The organism is Rhodopseudomonas palustris, assembly GCF_013415845.1.
Lineage (GTDB): Bacteria > Pseudomonadota > Alphaproteobacteria > Rhizobiales > Xanthobacteraceae > Rhodopseudomonas > Rhodopseudomonas palustris_F.
Genome location: NZ_CP058907.1, coordinates 283,451 through 302,763, shown reverse-complemented (window position 1 = coordinate 302,763; position 19,313 = coordinate 283,451). Strand labels below are relative to the sequence as shown.

General features: G+C 65.0%; 17 protein-coding genes and 1 tRNA gene. 6 read left to right on the top strand and 12 right to left on the bottom strand.

Translation table 11 applies throughout. The features are described from left to right. Positions 1–2: 2 nt before the first annotated feature. The 7 genes from HZF03_RS01420 to tesB all read right to left on the bottom strand — a co-directional run bounded on the left by HZF03_RS01420 (position 3) and on the right by tesB (position 7,318). On the bottom strand, positions 3–1,229 hold the full coding sequence (locus HZF03_RS01420) for an aminotransferase class I/II-fold pyridoxal phosphate-dependent enzyme (protein WP_119017655.1): 1,227 nt from the start codon (positions 1,227–1,229) through the stop codon (positions 3–5). A gap of 681 nt (positions 1,230–1,910) precedes the next feature. Beyond that, entirely contained in the window at positions 1,911–2,258 is a 348-nt protein-coding gene (locus HZF03_RS01415) for a nucleotidyltransferase family protein (protein ID WP_119017657.1), read from the bottom strand. A gap of 118 nt (positions 2,259–2,376) precedes the next feature. Then, positions 2,377–3,819: an ammonium transporter gene (locus HZF03_RS01410; protein WP_011155843.1), complete on the bottom strand. Its 1,443-nt coding sequence runs from the start codon at positions 3,817–3,819 to the stop codon at positions 2,377–2,379. Between the two features lie 37 nt (positions 3,820–3,856). Further along, complete coding sequence (locus tag HZF03_RS01405) at positions 3,857–4,195, bottom strand: P-II family nitrogen regulator (RefSeq protein WP_011155842.1); 339 nt, start codon at positions 4,193–4,195, stop codon at positions 3,857–3,859. Between the two features lie 309 nt (positions 4,196–4,504). Further along, positions 4,505–5,836: an ammonium transporter gene (locus HZF03_RS01400; protein WP_119017658.1), complete on the bottom strand. Its 1,332-nt coding sequence runs from the start codon at positions 5,834–5,836 to the stop codon at positions 4,505–4,507. A gap of 74 nt (positions 5,837–5,910) precedes the next feature. Continuing rightward, on the bottom strand, positions 5,911–6,249 hold the full coding sequence (locus HZF03_RS01395) for a P-II family nitrogen regulator (RefSeq protein ID WP_011155840.1): 339 nt from the start codon (positions 6,247–6,249) through the stop codon (positions 5,911–5,913). A 193-nt stretch (positions 6,250–6,442) separates the two neighbouring features. After that, positions 6,443–7,318 (bottom strand): acyl-CoA thioesterase II, encoded by an 876-nt coding sequence (gene tesB / locus HZF03_RS01390; protein ID WP_119017659.1) that lies wholly within the window; start codon positions 7,316–7,318, stop codon positions 6,443–6,445. Between the two features lie 98 nt (positions 7,319–7,416). On the opposite strand from tesB, the gene HZF03_RS01385 reads away from it, so the two are divergent. Further along, complete coding sequence (locus tag HZF03_RS01385; protein WP_275540335.1) at positions 7,417–8,778, top strand: ubiquinone biosynthesis hydroxylase; 1,362 nt, start codon at positions 7,417–7,419, stop codon at positions 8,776–8,778. Positions 8,779–8,913: 135 nt separating this feature from the next. Here HZF03_RS01385 and HZF03_RS01380 read toward each other — a convergent pair whose 3' ends face one another. The 3 genes from HZF03_RS01380 to trxA all read right to left on the bottom strand — a co-directional run bounded on the left by HZF03_RS01380 (position 8,914) and on the right by trxA (position 10,825). Further along, the gene (locus HZF03_RS01380) at positions 8,914–9,111 is read right to left on the bottom strand and encodes a Trm112 family protein (RefSeq protein WP_011155837.1); all 198 of its coding nucleotides are present in this window, start codon (positions 9,109–9,111) and stop codon (positions 8,914–8,916) included. Between the two features lie 89 nt (positions 9,112–9,200). Then, the gene (locus HZF03_RS01375) at positions 9,201–9,878 is read right to left on the bottom strand and encodes an LON peptidase substrate-binding domain-containing protein (protein ID WP_011155836.1); all 678 of its coding nucleotides are present in this window, start codon (positions 9,876–9,878) and stop codon (positions 9,201–9,203) included. 26 nt (positions 9,879–9,904) lie between these two features. Next, a complete protein-coding gene (trxA, locus tag HZF03_RS01370; RefSeq protein WP_119017660.1) occupies positions 9,905–10,825 on the bottom strand; it encodes a thioredoxin in 921 nt (306 codons plus the stop codon). A 315-nt stretch (positions 10,826–11,140) separates the two neighbouring features. Between trxA and HZF03_RS01365 the strand changes: the two genes are divergently transcribed. The 3 genes from HZF03_RS01365 to HZF03_RS01355 all read left to right on the top strand — a co-directional run bounded on the left by HZF03_RS01365 (position 11,141) and on the right by HZF03_RS01355 (position 14,002). After that, a tRNA-Gly gene (locus HZF03_RS01365) sits at positions 11,141–11,215 on the top strand. Positions 11,216–11,420: 205 nt separating this feature from the next. Continuing rightward, positions 11,421–12,833 carry an MBOAT family O-acyltransferase gene (locus HZF03_RS01360; RefSeq protein WP_119017661.1) on the top strand — a complete coding sequence of 471 codons (1,413 nt, stop codon included), beginning with the start codon at positions 11,421–11,423 and terminating at the stop codon, positions 12,831–12,833. A gap of 2 nt (positions 12,834–12,835) precedes the next feature. Then, a complete protein-coding gene (locus HZF03_RS01355; protein WP_119017662.1) occupies positions 12,836–14,002 on the top strand; it encodes an alginate O-acetyltransferase AlgX-related protein in 1,167 nt (388 codons plus the stop codon). A gap of 52 nt (positions 14,003–14,054) precedes the next feature. On the opposite strand, the gene HZF03_RS01350 is transcribed toward HZF03_RS01355, so the two are convergent. After that, on the bottom strand, positions 14,055–15,992 hold the full coding sequence (locus tag HZF03_RS01350; RefSeq protein WP_119017663.1) for an acyltransferase family protein: 1,938 nt from the start codon (positions 15,990–15,992) through the stop codon (positions 14,055–14,057). 225 nt (positions 15,993–16,217) lie between these two features. On the opposite strand from HZF03_RS01350, the gene HZF03_RS01345 reads away from it, so the two are divergent. Beyond that, positions 16,218–16,640, top strand: coding sequence for a secondary thiamine-phosphate synthase enzyme YjbQ (locus HZF03_RS01345; RefSeq protein WP_012494025.1), 423 nt, complete (start codon positions 16,218–16,220; stop codon positions 16,638–16,640). A gap of 114 nt (positions 16,641–16,754) precedes the next feature. Beyond that, on the top strand, positions 16,755–18,053 hold the full coding sequence (locus HZF03_RS01340; RefSeq protein ID WP_119017664.1) for a RuBisCO large subunit C-terminal-like domain-containing protein: 1,299 nt from the start codon (positions 16,755–16,757) through the stop codon (positions 18,051–18,053). A gap of 27 nt (positions 18,054–18,080) precedes the next feature. On the opposite strand, the gene HZF03_RS01335 is transcribed toward HZF03_RS01340, so the two are convergent. Continuing rightward, a complete protein-coding gene (locus HZF03_RS01335) occupies positions 18,081–19,166 on the bottom strand; it encodes a phytanoyl-CoA dioxygenase family protein (protein ID WP_119017665.1) in 1,086 nt (361 codons plus the stop codon). Positions 19,167–19,313: the final 147 nt, after the last annotated feature.

Genomic DNA, 19,313 nt, shown 5'->3' with positions numbered 1-19,313 from the left:
CATCATCCGAGAATCCGCACCAGGCGATGCAGCGCCTCTGCGGTGGTTTCGCTGTCCTGCACCATCGCGACGCGGATATAGCCGGCGCCGGGATTGCTGCCGTCGTTCTGCTGCCGGGCCAGATAGCTGCCTGGCACCACGCGGACGCCGCTGTCCCTGAACAGGCTCACCGCCGCGGCCTCGTCGCCGCCATGAGCGGAGACGTCGAGCCACAGGCAGAAGCCGCCGGCGGGCCGCTGATAACCGTAACGGGCCCCAAGGATCTGATCGGCGAGATCGAACTTCAGCGCATACAGCCGCCGGTTCTCCTCGACATGCGCTTCATCTGCATATGCGGCGACTGCGACATGCTGCAGCGGGATCGGCACCTGCGGCCCCGCGACGTTGCGCAGCTCGTGATAGGCTTTGAGGAAGTCCTTATCGCCGGCGACGAAGCCGACCCGCATGCCGGCCAAGTTGGATCGCTTCGACAGCGATTGGAACACGACGACGTTGCGGAAATCCCGACCTGCGACCTGCAGCGCGCTGCCGGGCGCGACCTGGGTGTAGATCTCCGAGTAGCACTCGTCGCTGAGGATCATGAAGCCATAGCGATCGGCGAGCTGCTTCAGCCGAACGAAGTAATCGCGCGAGGCGACCGAGCCTTGCGGGTTCGCCGGCGAAGCCAGATAGATCGCCACCGTGCGTTTCAGCGTTGCCTCGTCGAGCCGATCGAGATCCGGCAGGAAGCCGTTGGCAAGCGTGGTCGGGAGGAACACCGCCTCGCAGCCGGCGGCGCGGGCGCCCGCCGCATAGGCCGGATAGAACGGGTTGGGCATCAGGATCGCCGGCGTGCCGTCGCGCTTCGGTACGTAGCGCGTAGCCGCGATCGCGGCGAGAAACAGCCCTTCGCGGCTGCCGTTCAGCACCAGCACTTCCGTCTCGGGATCGGGCGCGCGATCGAGCGCAAAGCGCTTGGTCAGCCAGGCGGATGCAGCTTTGCGGAACGGCTCGATGCCTTTGGCGAGCGGATAGCGGCCGAACTCGGCGGTATGCCGCGCCAGCACGGCGCCGACGAAATCCGGCACCGGATGCTGCGGTTCCCCGACCGACAGATTGATCAGGCTTTGGCCCGGCTGATACGGCGCCAGCAGTTCGGTCAGCCGCGCGAACGGCGAGCGCTCGCTCTGCCCGGTAGCGTCGACGCTGCCGGCCGCACGCGCCGGTGTGGTGGAAGCGGACAAAGCCATTCAAAATACGCCAGTTTTCACCGCACCCGATCGCCTTGGTGGATCGAGCGGAAACAGATCAGCCACCATAGATACGGCGAGGTTAAGACGCGATTAACCATCGACGGTTGGGGGCGGGCTTCTCAGTCTATTCCCGAGCTGTCCTCTGGGACCCACAGATCTCAAGTCAGCACATCCGTCAGCTCTGTTCATGATGGCTGTAATTAATTGGCCGGAGCGTCACAACCTCGGGATTCCAGGTGCAACCGGACGGCACGGACCAGTTAGTGCTCCACCCTGCCGGCACTTCTTGTTCGATACCCCCCATCAGATTGATGATCGCGTCGTAGTCGCGAGAAAAGCGAGGCCAATCGAATTTCAAAGGAGGTCTCTCTGGAACCGACTCCTGGGTCTGCGTGCATATCCTCACAGTAAGATATTCTTCTGTGAGAGACACCAACTGTTCAGGCCCCCTGAGCTGATAGATGCGAGCGGAGCTGGCGAATACTACCTCCGTCCGAAACCTCAGCGTCTCTCTGGACCATTCGCTTCTGGCGAGAACGTAGTTCTCCCAAGCGTCATTCACGGAGAACCAGAGGCCTCGAGGTTTTCTCCCAAATTCCTCAAAATATCCGTCCGAATCCACCGCGCGCATTCTAAAGCACGGCTCTGCGGAGTAATGAAGAAAGGCCATTTGCGCTTTCAGATAAAGTAGATCGCATCCACCGCCGCGCTCGGCGCAACGGACGGCTTGAGCTGGTCGCGGTTCACGACGTCGACCGGATGGTCGAACAGGCCTGCGATGTAGTCCTTCAGCTCCACGTAGTCGAACACGGTGATGTGAGCCGTCGGATCGATCTCGATCAGCACATCGATATCGCTGTCCGGAAGGTTGGTACCACGCGCCACCGATCCAAATAGGGCAGCCCGCCGGACACCGCGCGCACGTAGCGGGGCCTCCGAATTTTTCAAGATCTCAAGTGCGGTGCGGCGGTCCATGGATGCAGTATAGCAGGTTTCGGGTGCGAAGCCTTGCGAGCCGCGAGCCATAAAGAAAGGGGCCCCAGCTTGCGCTGGGACCCCTCGACGGTTCGGACATTGCCGGGTAGTTGCCCGAACCGTAGGTCTGGGCGCGGCGGTCTGGAGAACGCCGCGCCCTCGGGAGAACTTACATGTTGTAAGCGCGCTCGGTGTGCTCGACGAGGTCGAGGCCTTCGCGTTCGACTTCCACCGGGGCCCGCAGACCGACGATCACGTCGACGACCTTGTAGAGGATCGCCGAGCCGATGCCGGACAGCAGCACGGTGGTGCCGACGCCCCAGCACTGCGAGATCAGCTGGGTGGTCATGTCGTAGTCGCCGACCTTGCCGGCCACGTAGTCGTACACGCCGGTGCCGCCGAGAGCCGGGTTCACCAGGATGCCGGTGCCGATCGCGCCGACGATGCCGCCGACCGCGTGGACGCCGAACACGTCGAGCGAGTCGTCATACTTCAGCGCGTTCTTCACCACGGTGCAGAAGAACAGGCAGACCACGCCGACCACCAGGCCGAGCACGATCGCGCCCATCGGGCCGGAGAAGCCGGCAGCCGGGGTGACCGCGACCAGACCGGCAACGGCGCCCGACAGCGCACCGAGCACCGACGGATGACCCTTGAAGATCCACTCGGCGAACATCCACGACAGCGCCGCCGCCGCAGTCGCGACGAAGGAGTTGGTCATGGCGAGCGCAGCGCCGCCCGAAGCTTCGAGGTTCGAACCGGCGTTGAAGCCGAACCAGCCGACCCAGAGCAGCGAGGCGCCGATCATGGTCATGGTCAGCGAGTGCGGGGCCATCAACTCCTTGCCGTAGCCGGTGCGACGGCCGACCAGCAGGGCGCCCACCAGACCGGCGATACCGGCGTTGATGTGCACCACGGTGCCGCCCGCGAAGTCGATCGCGCCCTTCTTGAACAGGAAGCCGGAGTCGGCGTTGACTTCGTCGAGCTTGGCCTGCGCGGCGGTCTTGGCGGCTTCGTCGGCAGCGGCAGCGAGCGCCTTGGCGGCGTCGTTGATCGCGTCCGGACCGGCCCAGTACCAGACCATGTGGGCCATCGGCAGGTAGATCAGGGTGATCCACAGCGGGATGAACAGCGCCACGGCAGCGAACCGGGTGCGCTCGGCGAAGGCGCCGACGATCAGCGCGGGAGTGATCGCGCAGAAGGTCATCTGGAAGCAGACGTACACCAGCTCCGAGATGTTGGCGTCGACCGAGAAGGTCGCGGCCTTGGAGTCGGTGGTCACGCCGGCGAGGAATGCCTTGGAGAAGCCGCCGATGAAGTCCGAACCGCCCGTGAAGGCGAGGCTGTAGCCGTACAGAGCCCAGATAATGCAGGCGATACACACGGTGTAGAACACCTGCGCCAGCACCGAGAGCATGTTCTTGGAGCGGACCAGACCGCCGTAGAACAGCGCCAGGCCTGGGATGGTCATCAACAGCACCAGCACCGTCGAGGTGAGCATCCAGGCGTTGTCGCCCTTGTTGACCGTTGGCTCGGCGTAGGCCGCAGTTGCGGCGAACATGCCGGCCGCAAGGACCGCCAGTCCCGCGCCGTAGGGACGTTTGAACGTCATTTGTCGTCTCCTGAGTGAAGCAATGAAGGTGAGGGGATCAGAGGGCGGCCGCGTCGGCCTCGCCGGTGCGGATGCGCACCGCGTGGTCGAGGCCGATGACGAAGATCTTGCCGTCGCCGATCTGGCCGGTCTTGGCGGCGCTGGTGATCGCCTCGATGGTCTTCTCGACCTGCTCGTTGGCGATCGCGACCTCGATCTTGATCTTGGGCAGGAAGCTCACCGCGTATTCAGCGCCGCGGTAGATTTCCGTGTGGCCTTTCTGGCGGCCGTATCCCTTCACTTCCGTCACCGTCAAACCGTGAACGCCGATGGCGGTCAGGGCGTCACGGACTTCTTCGAGTTTGAATGGCTTAATGATCGCCATAACAATTTTCATGGGTCCTATCCCCGCTAGGTCCCGACCGAACTGGCCGGGAAATGATCTCGACTGAAAATCCCCACGCGGAGCATCACTACGCGGGCACAGCCGGCCCCTTAGAATCAAATGCCGTGCCAGTCGGGCGGGGCTTTGGAATCATTTCGGAATCAGCGCCTTTTTCGCGGTGCGGCACTGGGGCACCAGCTGCGCTATTCGGTCGCGCTCAACAGCTGGGCATGCCTGATCAAAAATCAGGCATGCCAGCTTGCGGACACAATGATTGCCCAACCGAAGGGCATAGCGCTTAGTCTAAAGTCGGGCGCCGGCTTACTGCAGCGCCTCGCCATGCTGCGAAATGTCCAGGCCTTCGATCTCGTGCTCGCGGGAGACGCGCAGCGCCACGAACAGGCTGACGGCCTTCAGCAGCACATAGGTGGCCACGGCGGACCACACGAAGGTGACCAGGATACCGGCGAGCTGGGTCAGTGGCTGCATCCACGAGCCCTCGAGGGCGCCCGAGACGCCACCGATCGAGGCCGTGGCGAAAATGCCGGCCAGGAACGTGCCGGTCAGGCCGCCGATGCCGTGGACGCCGAACACGTCGAGCGAGTCGTCGTAGCGCAGGCGGTGCTTCAGCCAAGTGCAGGCCCAGTAACAGATCAGGCCGGCGACGATGCCGATTACCACGCCGTGCCAGGGTTCGACATAGCCCGATGCCGGTGTGATGGTGCCGAGGCCGGCGACGGCACCGGAAATCATGCCCAGCACCGACGGCTTGCGCCGTGCCATCCATTCGATTGCGCCCCAGGTCAGCGCGCCCGAGCAAGCCGCCAGATGCGTCGCCGTGATGGCGAACACCGCACGGGAATCCGCCGCCAGGGCGGAGCCGCCATTGAAGCCGAACCAGCCGACCCACAACAGGCCGGTGCCGATCACCGCCAGCGACAGGTCGAACGGCGACAGGTTTTCCATGCCGTAGCCATGGCGGCGGCCGATCACGATCGCCGCCACCAAGCCCCCGGTGCCGGCCGACAGGTGCACCACCAAGCCGCCGGCGAAGTCCAGTACGCCCATTGCGCCCAAAAAGCCGCCGCCCCAGATCCAATGCGCCAGCGGCACATAGACGAAGATGAACCAGCCGATCGAGAACAACAGATAGGCGGAAAACCGCATCCGGTCGGCGACCGAGCCGGCCACCAGCGCCACCGTGATGACCGCGAAAGTCATCTGGTAGAGCATGAACAGCGCTTCCGGGATGGTCTTGGCCGCCGGATTGACGCTGTCCATGGTCATGCCGACCAGGAAGATCCGGTCGAACGAGCCGATCAGGCTGCCACCGCCCGTGAAAGCCAGCGAGTAGCCGAATGCCACCCACAGGATCGAGATCAGCGCCACGGCCGCGAGGCTCTGCGCCATCGTGGCCAGCACGTTCTTCTTGCGCACCATGCCGGAGTAGAACAGCGCCAGGCCGGGGATCGTCATCATCAGCACGAAGGCGGTGGCGACCGTCATCCAGGCGGTGTCGGCCGGGCTGATCCCCGGCGCCGTCGTGGCCATCCCCTGCGCCAGCGCCGGCGTCACGCCGACTGCCGCAAGGCCGAATGTTGCAAGGATGTAGCCCGTCGCGGCCGACGCCGCGCGGCGTAGCAACAAGGTCATGATGCCCGTCCTGTTGGAACTGTGCGCGGCGCCCCCCGGCTCCGCGGGGTTGGGAAATGGCTGTCGAAAGCCCGTTACAGCGCGTCGACGTCGGTCTCGCCGGTGCGGATCCGCAAGGCGCGGTCGATCGGCGTGACGAAGATCTTGCCGTCACCGATCTGGCCGGTGCGGGCGCCGCGGGTGATCACTTCGACCGCCTTGTCGGCGAGCGCGGAATCGACCGCAATCTCGATCCGCAGCTTGGGCAGGAAATTCACGATGTACTCGGCGCCACGATAGATCTCGGTATGGCCGCGCTGGCGGCCGTAGCCCTTGACCTCGGTGACGGTCATGCCGTGAACGCCGATCTCGGTCAGCGCCTGGCGGACCTCGTCCAGCTTGAAAGGTTTGATGATGGCGACGACCAGTTTCATGCGTTAGCCCCTCATTCGCGCAAAGCCTTTTGACACCGCTGCGGCGGTGCTCCGGTCCCGTGTATATGCCGGGTTTAGCGGCAAGGCGCGCAGAAAATAAGCTGATTGACTGCTCAGCGAGAAGGCTGACGGCCCGAGCTCGTTCGATGGCTCACTCTCCAAGGGGGCGGGCCCCAGCGCCGGAGCGGCGCTCTCAGCCCTTCGGAGTGTCGCGGCGTTCGCGCACCGAGCCCTCTTGGGCGACGGAGGCCACCAGGGTGCCGTCGGTCTTGAAGATCTGGCCGCGGGTCAGGCCGCGGCCGCCCTGTGCCGACGGCGAGTCCTGCGCGTACAGCAGCCATTCGTCGGCGCGGAACGGGCGGTGAAACCACATCGCATGGTCGAGGCTGGCCGGCATCATCCGCTTGTCGAACAAAGTGCGGCCGTAGCGCGCCATCACCGCGTCGAGCAGCGAGAAATCCGACGCATAGGCCAGCGCGCACATGTGCAGCGCCGGATCGTCGGGCAGCTTGGCGGCTGTCTTGATCCAGACATGGATGCGGCCGTCGTCGATCTTCTGGCCGAAATAGCGCTTCAGCTCCACCGGACGCAGTTCGATCGGCCGGTCGCTCTCATAGTAGCGCTTAATGAAGTCGGGCATGTCCTTGAAGAACGGTTGCTTGACGATCTCCTCCGCCGACAGCGCTTCGGGCGGCGGCACGTCGGGCATCTTGTCCTGGTGGTCGAAGTTGGTCGGCTCGTCGTCGTGGAACGACATCATCAGCGAGAAGATCGCGTTGCCGTGCTGGATCGCCGTGACCCGGCGGGTGGTGTAGCTGCGGCCATCGCGCAGTCGCTCGACCTGGTAGATGATGGGCACCTGCGGGTCGCCCGGCAGGATGAAGTAGCAATGCAGCGAATGCGGCAGCCGGTTCTCGACCGTGCGGCAGCCGGCGACCATGGCCTGGCCGATCACCTGGCCGCCGAACACCCGCTGCCAGCTCGTCTTCGGGCTGGTGCCGCGGAACAGATTCACCTCGAGCGGTTCGAGATCGAGAATCGAGATCAGATCGATCAGGCTCTTGGACACCGGTCGAGCTCCTTCACGGCGGTTCAGGCGGGGCGGGACAACGCGCAACAAAGCGTCGAAACAACAAGTTGGCCCATCGCAGCAGCGACCAGGGCGGAATGCCGCGCGGCCATGCAGGTGATTTCCCACCGCCGGCGTTGTCTGTTAGAAACCGCCCCGGCAACAGCGGGTTGGTCCTTGAAACCTGTTTCGCCCAGCTCCGATCCGGGCGCAAGGATCATGGCGCGAGAGTGAGAAATATGACGGCACCGCGAAGCATTGTGATTGGGGGCGGGGCGTTCGCCGGTTTGGCGCTGGCGCTGGCGTTGCGCCAGGGGCTCGGCCCCGAGGTGCCGGTGATCGTCGCCGATCCGGCGCTCGCGCTGCGACCGAGCCGCGACCCGCGCGCCACCGCGATCGTCGCGGCGTGCCGGCGGTTGTTCGAGGCGCTCGGGGTCTGGGACGAGGTGGCGCCGACCGCGCAGCCGATCATCGACATGATCGTCACCGACAGCCATCTTGAAGACGCGACGCGGCCGGTATTCCTGACCTTCGCGGGCGAAGTGCAGCCCGGCGAGCCGTTCGCCCACATGGTCGAAAACAGATATCTGGTCGAGGCGCTGGCCAAACGCGCCGAGGCCGAAGGCGTCGAGCTGCGCGCCACCCCGGTCACCTCCTACGACGCGCGCACCGAAGCGATCGGCGTCACGCTCGGCGACGGCAGCGTGATCGATGCCAGCCTGCTGGTCGCCGCCGACGGCGCCAAGTCGAAGCTGCGCCAGCGCGCCGGCATCGCCACCTATGGCTGGGATTACGACCAGTCGGGCATCGTCGTCACGGTCGAGCACGAGCGCGACCACAATGGCTGCGCCGAAGAACACTTCCTGCCTGCCGGTCCGTTCGCGATCCTGCCGCTCACCGGCCGGCGCTCGTCGCTGGTGTGGAGCGAGAGCCGCCGCGATGCCGAGCGGATCGTCGCGCTGTCCGAGAAGGAATTCCAACGCGAACTGGAGAAGCGGTTCGGGCTGCGGCTCGGCGACGTCAAGCCGCTCGACAAGCCGAAGTCGTTTCCGCTCGGCTATTTCGTCGCGCAGTCGTTCATCGCACCGCGGCTCGCGCTGATCGGCGACGCCGCGCACGTCATTCATCCGATCGCCGGACAGGGCCTCAATATGGGCCTGCGCGACGTCGCGGCTCTGGCCGAGGTGGTGGTGGATGCGGCCCGGCTGGGGATCGATCCGGGGCAAGTCGACGTGCTGGAGCGCTATCAGCGCTGGCGGCGGTTCGACACCGTGGCGATGGGCGTCGCCACCAACGGACTCAACTTCCTGTTTTCCAACAATTCGCCGCTGCTGCGCGGAATTCGCGACATCGGCCTCGGTCTGGTCGACCGCCTGCCGCCGCTGAAGGGCGCCTTCATCCGGCAGGCCGCCGGCCTCACCGGCGAAATCCCGCGGCTGCTGAAGGGCGAAGCGCTGTAAGGCAGGGTGGAAGCGGATCGACCCGCCGTCTCCGCCGCCGCGGAAAGCAATCAGCTTTTCACCGAATCGCAGCGCGCTCGCTCTCTCGCCTAAGGGAGAGGTTGCGCTGTACTCGGGGTTGAGCTGCCGCTCACCTCACCCGAGCTTCCGCGCCTCTTCGGGCAGCATGATCGGGATGCCGTCGCGGATCGGATAGGCCAGCTTGGCACCGCGGGAGATCAGCTCTTGGCGGGCGGGGTCGAATTCGAGCGGTCCCTTGGTGACCGGGCAGACCAGGATGTCGAGCAGCTTGCGGTCGACAGTGTCGGGCCGCTCGGACGGCGAAAGGCTCATGGCTTCAGGCTCCAGAACAATGGGCTGGCATCGGGCTTGATCGGACAGCAGCGCGGCGCCGTCAACGCGCGCGCGCAAATTGCTGCGCGTTATTGCAGCGGCGGGTCTCCGCTGGTGCGCTTCTTGGCGAGGTCCATCTCGGTGACGGCGATCAGGATTTCGGCGCGCGTCTTCAGATCCGGCGCCTCGAGCAGCGCCTGCTTCTCCGGGGGCCCGTATGGCGACATCATCGCCAGCGCGTTGACCAGAGCCTCGTTCGGCGCGCTTTCGACGCCGTCCCAATCGACCTTGAGATTGTTGGCCTTGAGGAAATCGGTCAGCACTGACAGCAGGGTCTCGCGATCAACCTCGTCCTCGCCCTTGCGGGCGGTAAAATCGTCGACGAACGGGAAATAGTCGACCTTGCACTGCCGGTACGGCGTCAGAACCTGCAGCTCATCGACTACCTTGAAGCGCGACACGCCGGTCAGTTCGAGGATGTATCGGCCGTCGCCGGATTCGGCGAGCTGGGTGATGCGCCCGACGCAACCGACGTTGAACAGCGACGGCTTCTCGGCGGTCTCCGACGAATGCGCCGCATCCGGCTGGATCATGCCGATCAGCCGATGGCCGTCGCGCAGCGCATCGTCGATCATCGCCAGATAGCGCGGTTCGAAGATATTCAGCGGCATCTGACCGCGCGGCAGCAGCAGCGCCCCGGCGAGCGGAAACACCGGAATCACCTCGGGAAGGTCGGCTGGCCCGCGATAGGCGGCATTGATCGGCATCGCTGGCTCCGCGCTTTGAATTGCGACTACGAGAACAGAATCGTCGACAGCCGCTTGCGGCCCTCGACGGTGGCGTCGTCGGTCGGGCCCCAGGCCTCGAAGAACTGCACCAGCTGCTTGCGTGCGCCGTCGTCGTTCCATTTACGGTCGCGCTTGACGATGTCGAGAAGATGCGTGGTCGCATCTTCGCGCCGGTCGGCAGCATTGAGGGCGATCGCAAGATCAAAGCGCGCCTGATGGTCGAGCGGATCGGCTGCGACCTTCTGTTCCAGCTCGGCGATCGGGCCGAGCGACTGCGCCTGCTCGGCAAGATCGATCATCGCCTGCACCGCCTTGACGGCGGCGTCCTCGCGCTTGGCCTCGGGCACCAGCCCCAATGTCTTCTTGGCCTGTTCGGTGGCGCCGGTCTGCATATAGCAGCGGGCCAGCCCGGCGATCGCGGCGACATTGGTGCCGTCGGCGCGCAGCACCTCGGCATAGATCGAAGTCGCAGTCTGGACATCGCCCTCCGCCAGCACTGCTTCGGCTTCCTGGAGCAGCTCGGCGGCGGTCGGCGCACCGCCCGGCATGCCGGCGGTCAGCTTTTCAATGAAGGCGTTGACCTGGCTCTCCGGCACCGCGCCCATGAAGCCGTCGGCCGGGCGGCCATCGACGAAGGCGATCACGGCCGGGATCGACTGGATGCCCATCTGGCCGGGAATCGACGGATGCTCGTCGATGTTCATCTTGACCAGCTTGACCTTGCCGTTCGCGGCCCGAACCGCCTTTTCCAGGATCGGGGTGAGCTGCTTGCACGGACCGCACCACTGCGCCCAGAAGTCGATCAGAACCGGCTGGCGCTTGGATTCTTCGATCACATCGCGGACGAAGCTTTGGGTCGTGGTGTCCTTGATCAGATCGGCGGCTGCCTGAGGCGCCGCACCGCTGCCCTGCTCCAAAATCGTCACGTCGTCCTCGCTGTTGTCGGTCGGTCCGCCGTTTTAACACGGCCCTCGCTCTAGATGGCGCGGGAAGTTCGATTTGCAACGGGAACCGGCCCCGCGCTGGATTGTGGTCGCCCAGACCCCTCTTGACCCTAATTTCGCCGCCGCCGCAGGCGGCCCGCCGGCCGCCCTCGGTCGCATTTGAGTCAAAATCCCCCACGCGGTCATCCGCCCGCAAAAAAAGCCGGCACATGAAATGTCGAACGGCTGTTGCAATCGCCCGCGGCATTTGGCATACGACTGCCCACGGTCGTGCCGACGGCGCGCCGTTTCTCGGATGCGGGTGTAGCTCAGGGGTAGAGCACAACCTTGCCAAGGTTGGGGTCGAGGGTTCGAATCCCTTCGCCCGCTCCAGAGATCCGCCTGTTCAGGCGCCGGCTTTCCAAACCAGCTAAAGTCATCGATTGAGACGCCGGCGCTCGCCTCGGTCGTCGATTATCTTTTTTCGCAGGTCTCTAGAGCCGGGGCCTCGTGCGTCGCTTCGGCTGGGCGTAGCCAGCGGAATCTGGAATAGGTGGCCCGTCGATCGCCTGCAGGCACCAGGAACCACCCGTCCGCCATGCTCTTCTACGATCCCCTGTTCCTGACCTGCTTTCCGTTCCTCTATGTGCTGTATTTCGCGGCCCGTGAGGCGCGGACCAAGCGCTGGATCCTGCTGATCGGCAGCGGGCTGTTCTACCTCTGGGGCGAGCCGCTGTTCGTGCCTGTGGTGGTGGCCTCGGCGCTGATCGATCATCTGCTGGCGCGGCGAATCACAGGCAGCTCGATCGTCCCGACCAAGCGCGCGCTGCTGGCGCTCGGGGTGGTGCAGAACCTCGCAATCCTGATCATCTATAAATACACCAGTTTTGCGCTCGAGAGCCTGAACGTGCTGCTCGCCGCCGGCAAGTTCAGTGCGCTGCCGGTCTGGCACATCGCGTTGCCGATCGGCGTCTCGTTCGTCACCTTCGAGAAGATCACTTACCTGGTCGACAGCTATCGCGGTGTGTCGCAGCCCGCCCGGCGGTTCTCCGACTACTGCCTTTTCGTGTTCTTCTTTCCGAAGCTGCTGGCTGGCCCGATCCTCAAGTATCATGAGATCGATCGCCAGATCGCTGTGCCACGGGGCTTTGAATGGAGCGATTGCGGCGCAGGTTTGGCGCGGTTCGCCCAAGGCGCGTTCAAGAAGCTGCTGATCGCCGATCCGCTCGGTCACTACGCCGACCAGGTGTTCGGCGCCGATCCGGCGACGCTGTCGATGGGGGCCGCATGGTTAGGTACGGTCTGCTTCACGCTGCAGATCTATTTCGACTTCTCCGGCTATTCCGACATGGCGATCGGGATCGCCCGAATGCTCGGCTTCTCGCTGCGCGAGAACTTCAACATGCCGTACATCTCCCGCTCGATCACCGAGTTCTGGCGACGCTGGCACATTTCGCTCACCACCTGGATTCGCGACTATCTGTACATCCCGCTCGGCGGCAACCGCGGCAGCGCGCTCGTCACCTATCGCAATCTCTGGATCTGTTTCTTGCTGTCCGGCCTGTGGCACGGCGCGAGTTGGAATTTCGTGCTGTGGGGCGCCTATAACGGTCTGTTCCTCACGCTCGACCGGGTGTTCTTGGAGCGTTGGCTGCAACGTGGCGGCGCCGTGATCGCCACCATGGCGACCCTGCTGATCGTGATGCTTGGCTGGGTGATCTTCCGCTCGCCGGATACGGCGCACCTCGGTGGTTTCTTCGGTGCGCTCGCCGGCTTCGGTCATGCAACCGCGTGGCTGCCGCCACCGGTTTCAGTGCTCTGGACGGCTGCGCTCGGCGCAGCGCTGAGCCTGATCCCGGGCCTGCCGGCCTTTGGCTCGCTGGGCGCAGCCTGGCGCAGCAGTGGTGTGCTTCGGCTCGCCGGCTATGTCGGCCTCGGCGCGCTGGGTACGATCGCGATCGCGCGCGCGGTGGCGATCCCGTTTCAGCCCTTCATCTATTTCCGGTTTTGAGGATGGCGGCGATTACCACATCACCGCGACGATGGCTCCGCCGGCTGGCGGCCGCTGCCTTTGTGGCGATGCCGGCGTGGACGCTTTGGAATCTCGCGGTGCCGTCGCACGCCGTTCGGATCGGGCCGGCACTTGTCGGCGTCACCCAGCAGGTGCCGTTCGATCTTTCGCTGCACGGCTTCATCGACGGCGCACTGCAGAAAGCGGCCGTGCTGCGAATTGCGGACGCAATGCCGCTGCGGCGAACGTTAATTCGGCTCAACAATCAGATCGCGTATTCGTTGTTCGGCGAGATCACCGCCCCCGGCATCCTGATCGGGCGCGACGGTGAACTCGTGCAGCGCGGCTATCTCGAGGAATATTGCTCGCGCACGATCGGTCAGGCCGACACCATGGCGGATGCCGCGATTCCGCTGCTGCGCGACATTCAGGCCTACTATCGCGATCGCGGCAAACTGTTTCTCTACATCGTGACGCCGTCCAAAGTTGCCGATATGCCGGACAAGTTCACGCATCTGATCGTCTGTCCGAGCAGTCCGCAGGCGCGAGCGGAACTCGTCCCAGCCTACGTTGCGCGGCTACGGGCCGCAGGCATCGATGTGCTCGATCTGGCGACCTCGACCCATGCGATGCGGAGCGACGACACGCCACCGTTCCCGCGCGGTGGCATTCACTGGAACGAGTTGGTGATGGCGCGCGGCAGCCAGCAGATCGTAAATGCGATCAACACCCGGGCGGGACACGAGTTGCTCACGCCGTTTAGCTTTACTGTGACGGTGAGCTCGCCGGCCGAGGGGCGCGACCGCGATCTCGCCGAGCTTGCCAATCTTCTGGTGGCGCCGATCGACTATCCGACGCCGAAACTGACCTACAGTCATCCAAGCTGCGACGGCCGCGAGGCGACGCGGATCGATGCGGCGCTGGTCGGCACCAGCTTCATCGACCCGGTCAGCGAAGTCCTGACCGAGCAGGCGTGTCTGACTCGACTCGGTCAATACTTCTATCTCAAGCTCGGCCGCTCCCGCGGTGGGGTGCGACAGGACCATCTGTCCGAGGCTGAGCTGCGCGAAGTTCGAGACGTCGACGTGATGCTGCTCGAAGAGAACGAAAGCCTGATCGGACGACAACAGTACCTCTCGCTGCTTCACCAGATCGTCAGGACGCCCTGAAGCCTGCACAGGTCGAGGCCGCGCCTGCGCGGCAGTTCTGCCCGCTTGATAACTATCGGCCGAGCAGTTCCTTCATGATCTGCCTGACGAAGAACTGCGACGATGCAATCGTGAGGTGGCTGCCGTCGAATGTCACCGGGGTGCCGCTGCCTGGCACCGCAAGCAGGCAGCCCTGATCATTGCAATACACCGGCGTCGGCGAAATGAACTCGATGCCTTGCGCCGTGAAGAACGCGCGCAGCCGCTCGTTGGCCTCGGCTTCCGAGCGATCCAGCCGCGGTGGTCCGTCGCGCGTGGGTATGTCGGATGCGGTGGTGAGGCCGGCGGCTTCGGACCGGTAGGCCTGCGCCAGAATGCGCTTTGGCGGGGTTCGCCAGCTCGGAAATTTCCCGACCACGACGATCCGCTCGATGCCGATGCTGTGCAGTTCGGCGAGCGTTGCCTTGATCATCGCGTCGATCGCCGCCGGATCGCGATCGGCGCCGTCATAGTCGTGCCACTGCCGGGCGACCAGGATCACGGTGTCCGGCTTGATCGCTTTCAGCCGCTCCCGTGCATTGGCGTTGGCGGCGGTGCATCCCGGCGTCTGGACGCTGACGTAACCGAAGATCGGCGGGCAGCCGGCGGTCGTGTACTGCGACAGCACAAAGCCGCCCTCGCTCTTCTGCACGGCGCGCAGCCCAGGATAGAGATGCGCGGCGTGCGAATCGCCCCACAGCGCGATCCGCGGCACGCCCGGCAAGGCCGCGTCGTCGCATTCGCGCGCGAACGTCGAGCCTGAACTGAGGAAGCAGCTCTTCAGCCGATACGCCGGCATCGCCTCGGCCTGATGATCGCGGGCGACGATCTGCACGCCGGCGCTGAACCGCGATGGCACACCACCCGCGACGTAAATGCCGGCGCCGAGAAGTCCGACTAGCGCGACGCCGGCGAAGGCTGCGGCAGTCTTGGCGCGGGTCGGCCGATAGCGGATCTTCGGCTCGACGAACCGGTAGGTGAAGTCGGCGAGCCCGAATGCCACCAGAACTGCGATCAGCTTCATCAGCGGTGGCGGCTCCTCGCCGAGCCGCACGATCCGGATCGCTGCGAGCACAGGCCAGTGCCACAGATAAAGCGGGTAGCTGATCAACCCGACATAGACCATGGCGCGATTGCCGAGCAACCGCCGACCGACCCAGGTGCCGGGACCGGTGCCGATTAGCAGTGCGGCGCCGAGCACCGGCAGCACCGCCCACCAGCCCGGAAAGGCGCGGCTGCGGTCGATCAGGGTGGCGCCGGTCGCGATCAGCGCGAGGCCGGCGACCGCGCCGATATTGCGCAGGCGGGCGGCGTGCTGCGCGAGTGGCGCCGCGCGGGTTGCCGTGGCGATTGCCAGCAGACAGCCGGTCATCAGTTCCCAGAACCGCGTCACCGGCAGATAGAACGCGGCGGATTGATGTGTCGGTGTCAGCAGCAGGTTGGTGACGAATGATGCCAGCAGGATTGCTACTGCCGCCGCCACGGCGCCGTTCTTCCAGCGCCACGCCAGGATGATCACCGGCGGCCACAGCAGATAGAACTGCTCCTCGACTCCGAGCGACCACAGATGCAGCAGTGGGTTCAGCTCCGAGGAGGTGTCGAAGTAACCGGAATCGTGCAGCAACGCGACGTTGGCGAGGAACGCGGCGCCGAAGCCGATCGCCTTGCCGGCGTCGCGATAATCGACCGGGAACTGCAGGAACCAGCCACCGATCGCGCAGGCCGCCAGCACCAGCAGCAGCGCCGGGAAGATGCGGTTGATGCGGCGGGCGTAGAACGTCGCGAAGCTGAAGTCGCCGCGGTCGAGCGCCTGGCAGATGATCGACGTGATCAGGAAACCGGAGATCACGAAGAAAACGTCGACGCCGATAAAGCCGCCGCGGACCTCCGCCGGAAAGGCGTGGAACCCAACCACCAGCAGCACTGCGATCGCGCGCAGGCCATCGATATCGCTGCGATAGGCTGGTCTCATCGGGAATCGTGGTCCTGGCAGGCAAGAAGGTCGAACTGGGCGCTGCGGGCTCCGTCAACTCGCAGGGATGTAAGCTGCGCGTCATCGCGAAGCCCTCCCGCACTGTCAAGTTACGGTGGCGCCCGGTTGCGAGCTGGTCGCATGACGCGCAGGCAGCGACGGCTTGCGTTGCTCGGGCGCGGGCACCGGGCTAACACTCGGGTCGGTTCCAGTCAGGACGTCGCCATGCAGATTCAACGTCACCGTATCGAACTCGCCACCACCGCGCCGATCCAGTTGATCGACATCACCGACCAGGTCCGCCGCTTCGTCACCTCGAGTGGCATCAAGGACGGTCTGGTTACGGTGAGCTGCCTGCACACCACGGCGCGGATCAACGTCAACGAGCGCGAGGAAAAGCTCGAGCGCGACATGCTGACGTTTCTGAAGCGCTTCGTGCCGCGTGACGGCGACTATCTGCACAATCTCGATCCAGTCGATGGCCGCGACAACGCGCACTCGCATCTGATCGGGCTGTTCATGAATTCGTCGGAGACGATTCCGGTCGCCAAAGGCACCATGGTGCTCGGCGAATGGCAGTCGGTGTTCTTCATCGAGCTCGACGGTCCGCGCGAGCGCCGCGGCGTCGAACTGCAGATCATCGGGTAAGGGCTAGTCGCGCCGCGCGACCGCTCCTCCACCGAAAGAACGGGGTGCTACGGATGGATACGCGGGCTGCGTCCGCGTAAGACCGCAGCGGTATCACCAAACAGGTCATCAGCCATGACGCCGGACGACATCGCAGGCTTCTACGCCAAGCGCGCGGATCTCGACCTCGACAATTACATCGAGCTGGATTTCGATTTCGAATGCGCTGGCGATCCGCGCGAAGCGGCGGCGCATCTATGCAGCGAGCAGTCGACGGCGCAGTGGCGCCGGGTTGGTTTCGACGAAGATTTCCGTCCGCGCTTCGCCGCCAAGGTGTTGGAGCTGTCGGCGGAGCCACGCCCCTTGGGTTTCAGCGTTCCGGTCGAGTGCGCGGCGCGCGGGCCGGTGCATGCCTGCCGCGTCACCATCGCGCATCCGCACGGCAATTTCGGCGCGAAGATTCCGAACTTGCTGTCGGCCGTCTGCGGCGAGGGCGTGTTCTTCTCGCCCGGCATCCCGCTGATCCGGCTGCAGGACATTCGGTTTCCGGAGTCGTATCTCGCCGCGTTCGATGGCCCGCGCTTTGGCATCGCAGGCGTGCGCGAGCGGCTTCAGGCGTTCGATCGTCCGATCTTCTTCGGGGTGATCAAGCCGAATATCGGCCTGCCGCCGCAGCCGTTCGCCGAGCTCGGCTATCAGAGCTGGACCGGTGGCCTCGACATCGCCAAGGACGACGAGATGCTGGCGGATGTCGATTGGTGTCCGCTGGCCGAGCGCGCCGCGCTGCTCGGCGATGCCTGCCGTCGTGCCTCAGCGGAAACTGGCGTACCGAAGATCTATCTTGCCAATATCACCGACGAGGTCGACCGGCTGACCGAGCTGCACGACGTCGCTGTCGCCAATGGGGCCGGCGCGCTGCTGATCAATGCGATGCCGGTTGGGCTGTCCGCGGTGCGGATGCTGCGCAAGCACGCCACCGTGCCGCTGATCGCACACTTCCCCTTTATCGCCGCGTTCAGCCGGCTGGCGAATTACGGCATCCATTCGCGGGTGATGACGCGGCTGCAGCGATTGGCGGGCTTCGACGTCGTGATCATGCCGGGCTTCGGTCCGCGGATGATGACGCCGGAACACGAGGTGCTCGACTGCATCCGCGCCTGCCTGGAGCCGATGGGGCCGATCAAGCCGTGTCTGCCGGTGCCGGGCGGCAGCGACTCCGCGGCGACGCTGGAGAATGTGTATCGCAAGGTCGGCAGCGCCGATTTCGGCTTCGTGCCCGGCCGCGGCGTGTTCGGCCATCCGATGGGGCCGGCCGCGGGCGCGACTTCGATCCGGCAGGCCTGGGACGCGATTGCCGCGGGCATCCCGGTGGCCGATCACGCCGCCAGCCATCCTGAGTTGGCGGCAGCGCTGAAAGCTTTCGGCGGGCGCTGATCGGCACCCGCCGCGATTGCCGACGCCTTAGCGCGGCAGCTCGGTGAAGGTGACGATCACGGCGCTGCGCCGCCCCTGGCTCGGCACGCCGTCGCGGTGAATGCCGGCGGGATCGTAGATCACTGCATTGCCCTGGCTGCTCGTCACCACAACCTGGTTCTCGGCGATTGCCGTGGTGAAGTTGCTGTCGGCAACCAGATCGGCGCCGAACGTTGCCTTGCGCTGCAGGCCCGCTGGCAGTGCGTAGAACGTCTCGCGCGCCGCTGGCAGTGTCGACGACAGACCGCACAGATCATTGGCACGGCGGATCATCGCGTCCCAGAACCGGCGGCCGGCGCGGTTGCTGCCGGCCACATAGGTAAGCGGGCCGTTCGCGGCGCCGGTCTCGCCGAGATACACCACCATCTTCAGCACGTTGTAGCTGTCGTCGACCTTGAAGCCGTCGCACGGAGAGGCATCGACGCTGACATCGGCGAACGGGCTCGACAACGCGCCGTTTGGCGCCTCACTGACGTCAGCGGCGATCCGCCCGATGCCGACGGGGCGTTTCAGATAGCCGCTGGCCGCCTCGGTGAGGCCGGCGTCGGCGGCGACCTGGTTGAACCATTTGTAGAGGTCGGGAGCGGCGGCCGGATCGATCACCACGCGGGTGGAATCCGGATCGCCTGGAATCGCGACGCGATGCTCCAGCGTTTTGAATGCAGCTTCGAGCTGGTTGCGCAGTTCGACGATCTTGTCGGGGCCGAGCTGAACGGCGGCGAAGCCGTCGCGGGCGAGCGGCGTGAACACCGCGGTGCCGCGCTCGGTCTTTGGCGCATAGGCCGAGCCGGCGCTGAACCGGCCGAGCCGCTGCAGCATGATCAGGCGCAGATAGGTCGGCAGGCTGCGCAGCGTCGTGACGAAACGGTTACCGGCGTCGACAGGACGCGGCAGGTGCTCGACGTCGATCATCCGCTGCGCGGTGGTGAGACAGAATCCGTAGCCGAAAATCGTGATCGCCTTTAGCCGTGCGCCGAGCATCGGCATCGACATCACGCGCCCATAGGCCGGGTGGGCGTCGTAGTCGATCATCGGCAGGTGATCGAACGGATAGGATTTTGTTTCGGATTGCATGACCAGCCCCTCTGAAGGCATCACCGATAGCACGGACGCACGATTGGAATATGGCGGTGGGGCGCGAGTCGGGCGAGTTGGCAATCCGGCCAACACGCACAGCGATGCGACTCAACGCAACGGCCGCCTCGGTATCCGAAGCGGCCG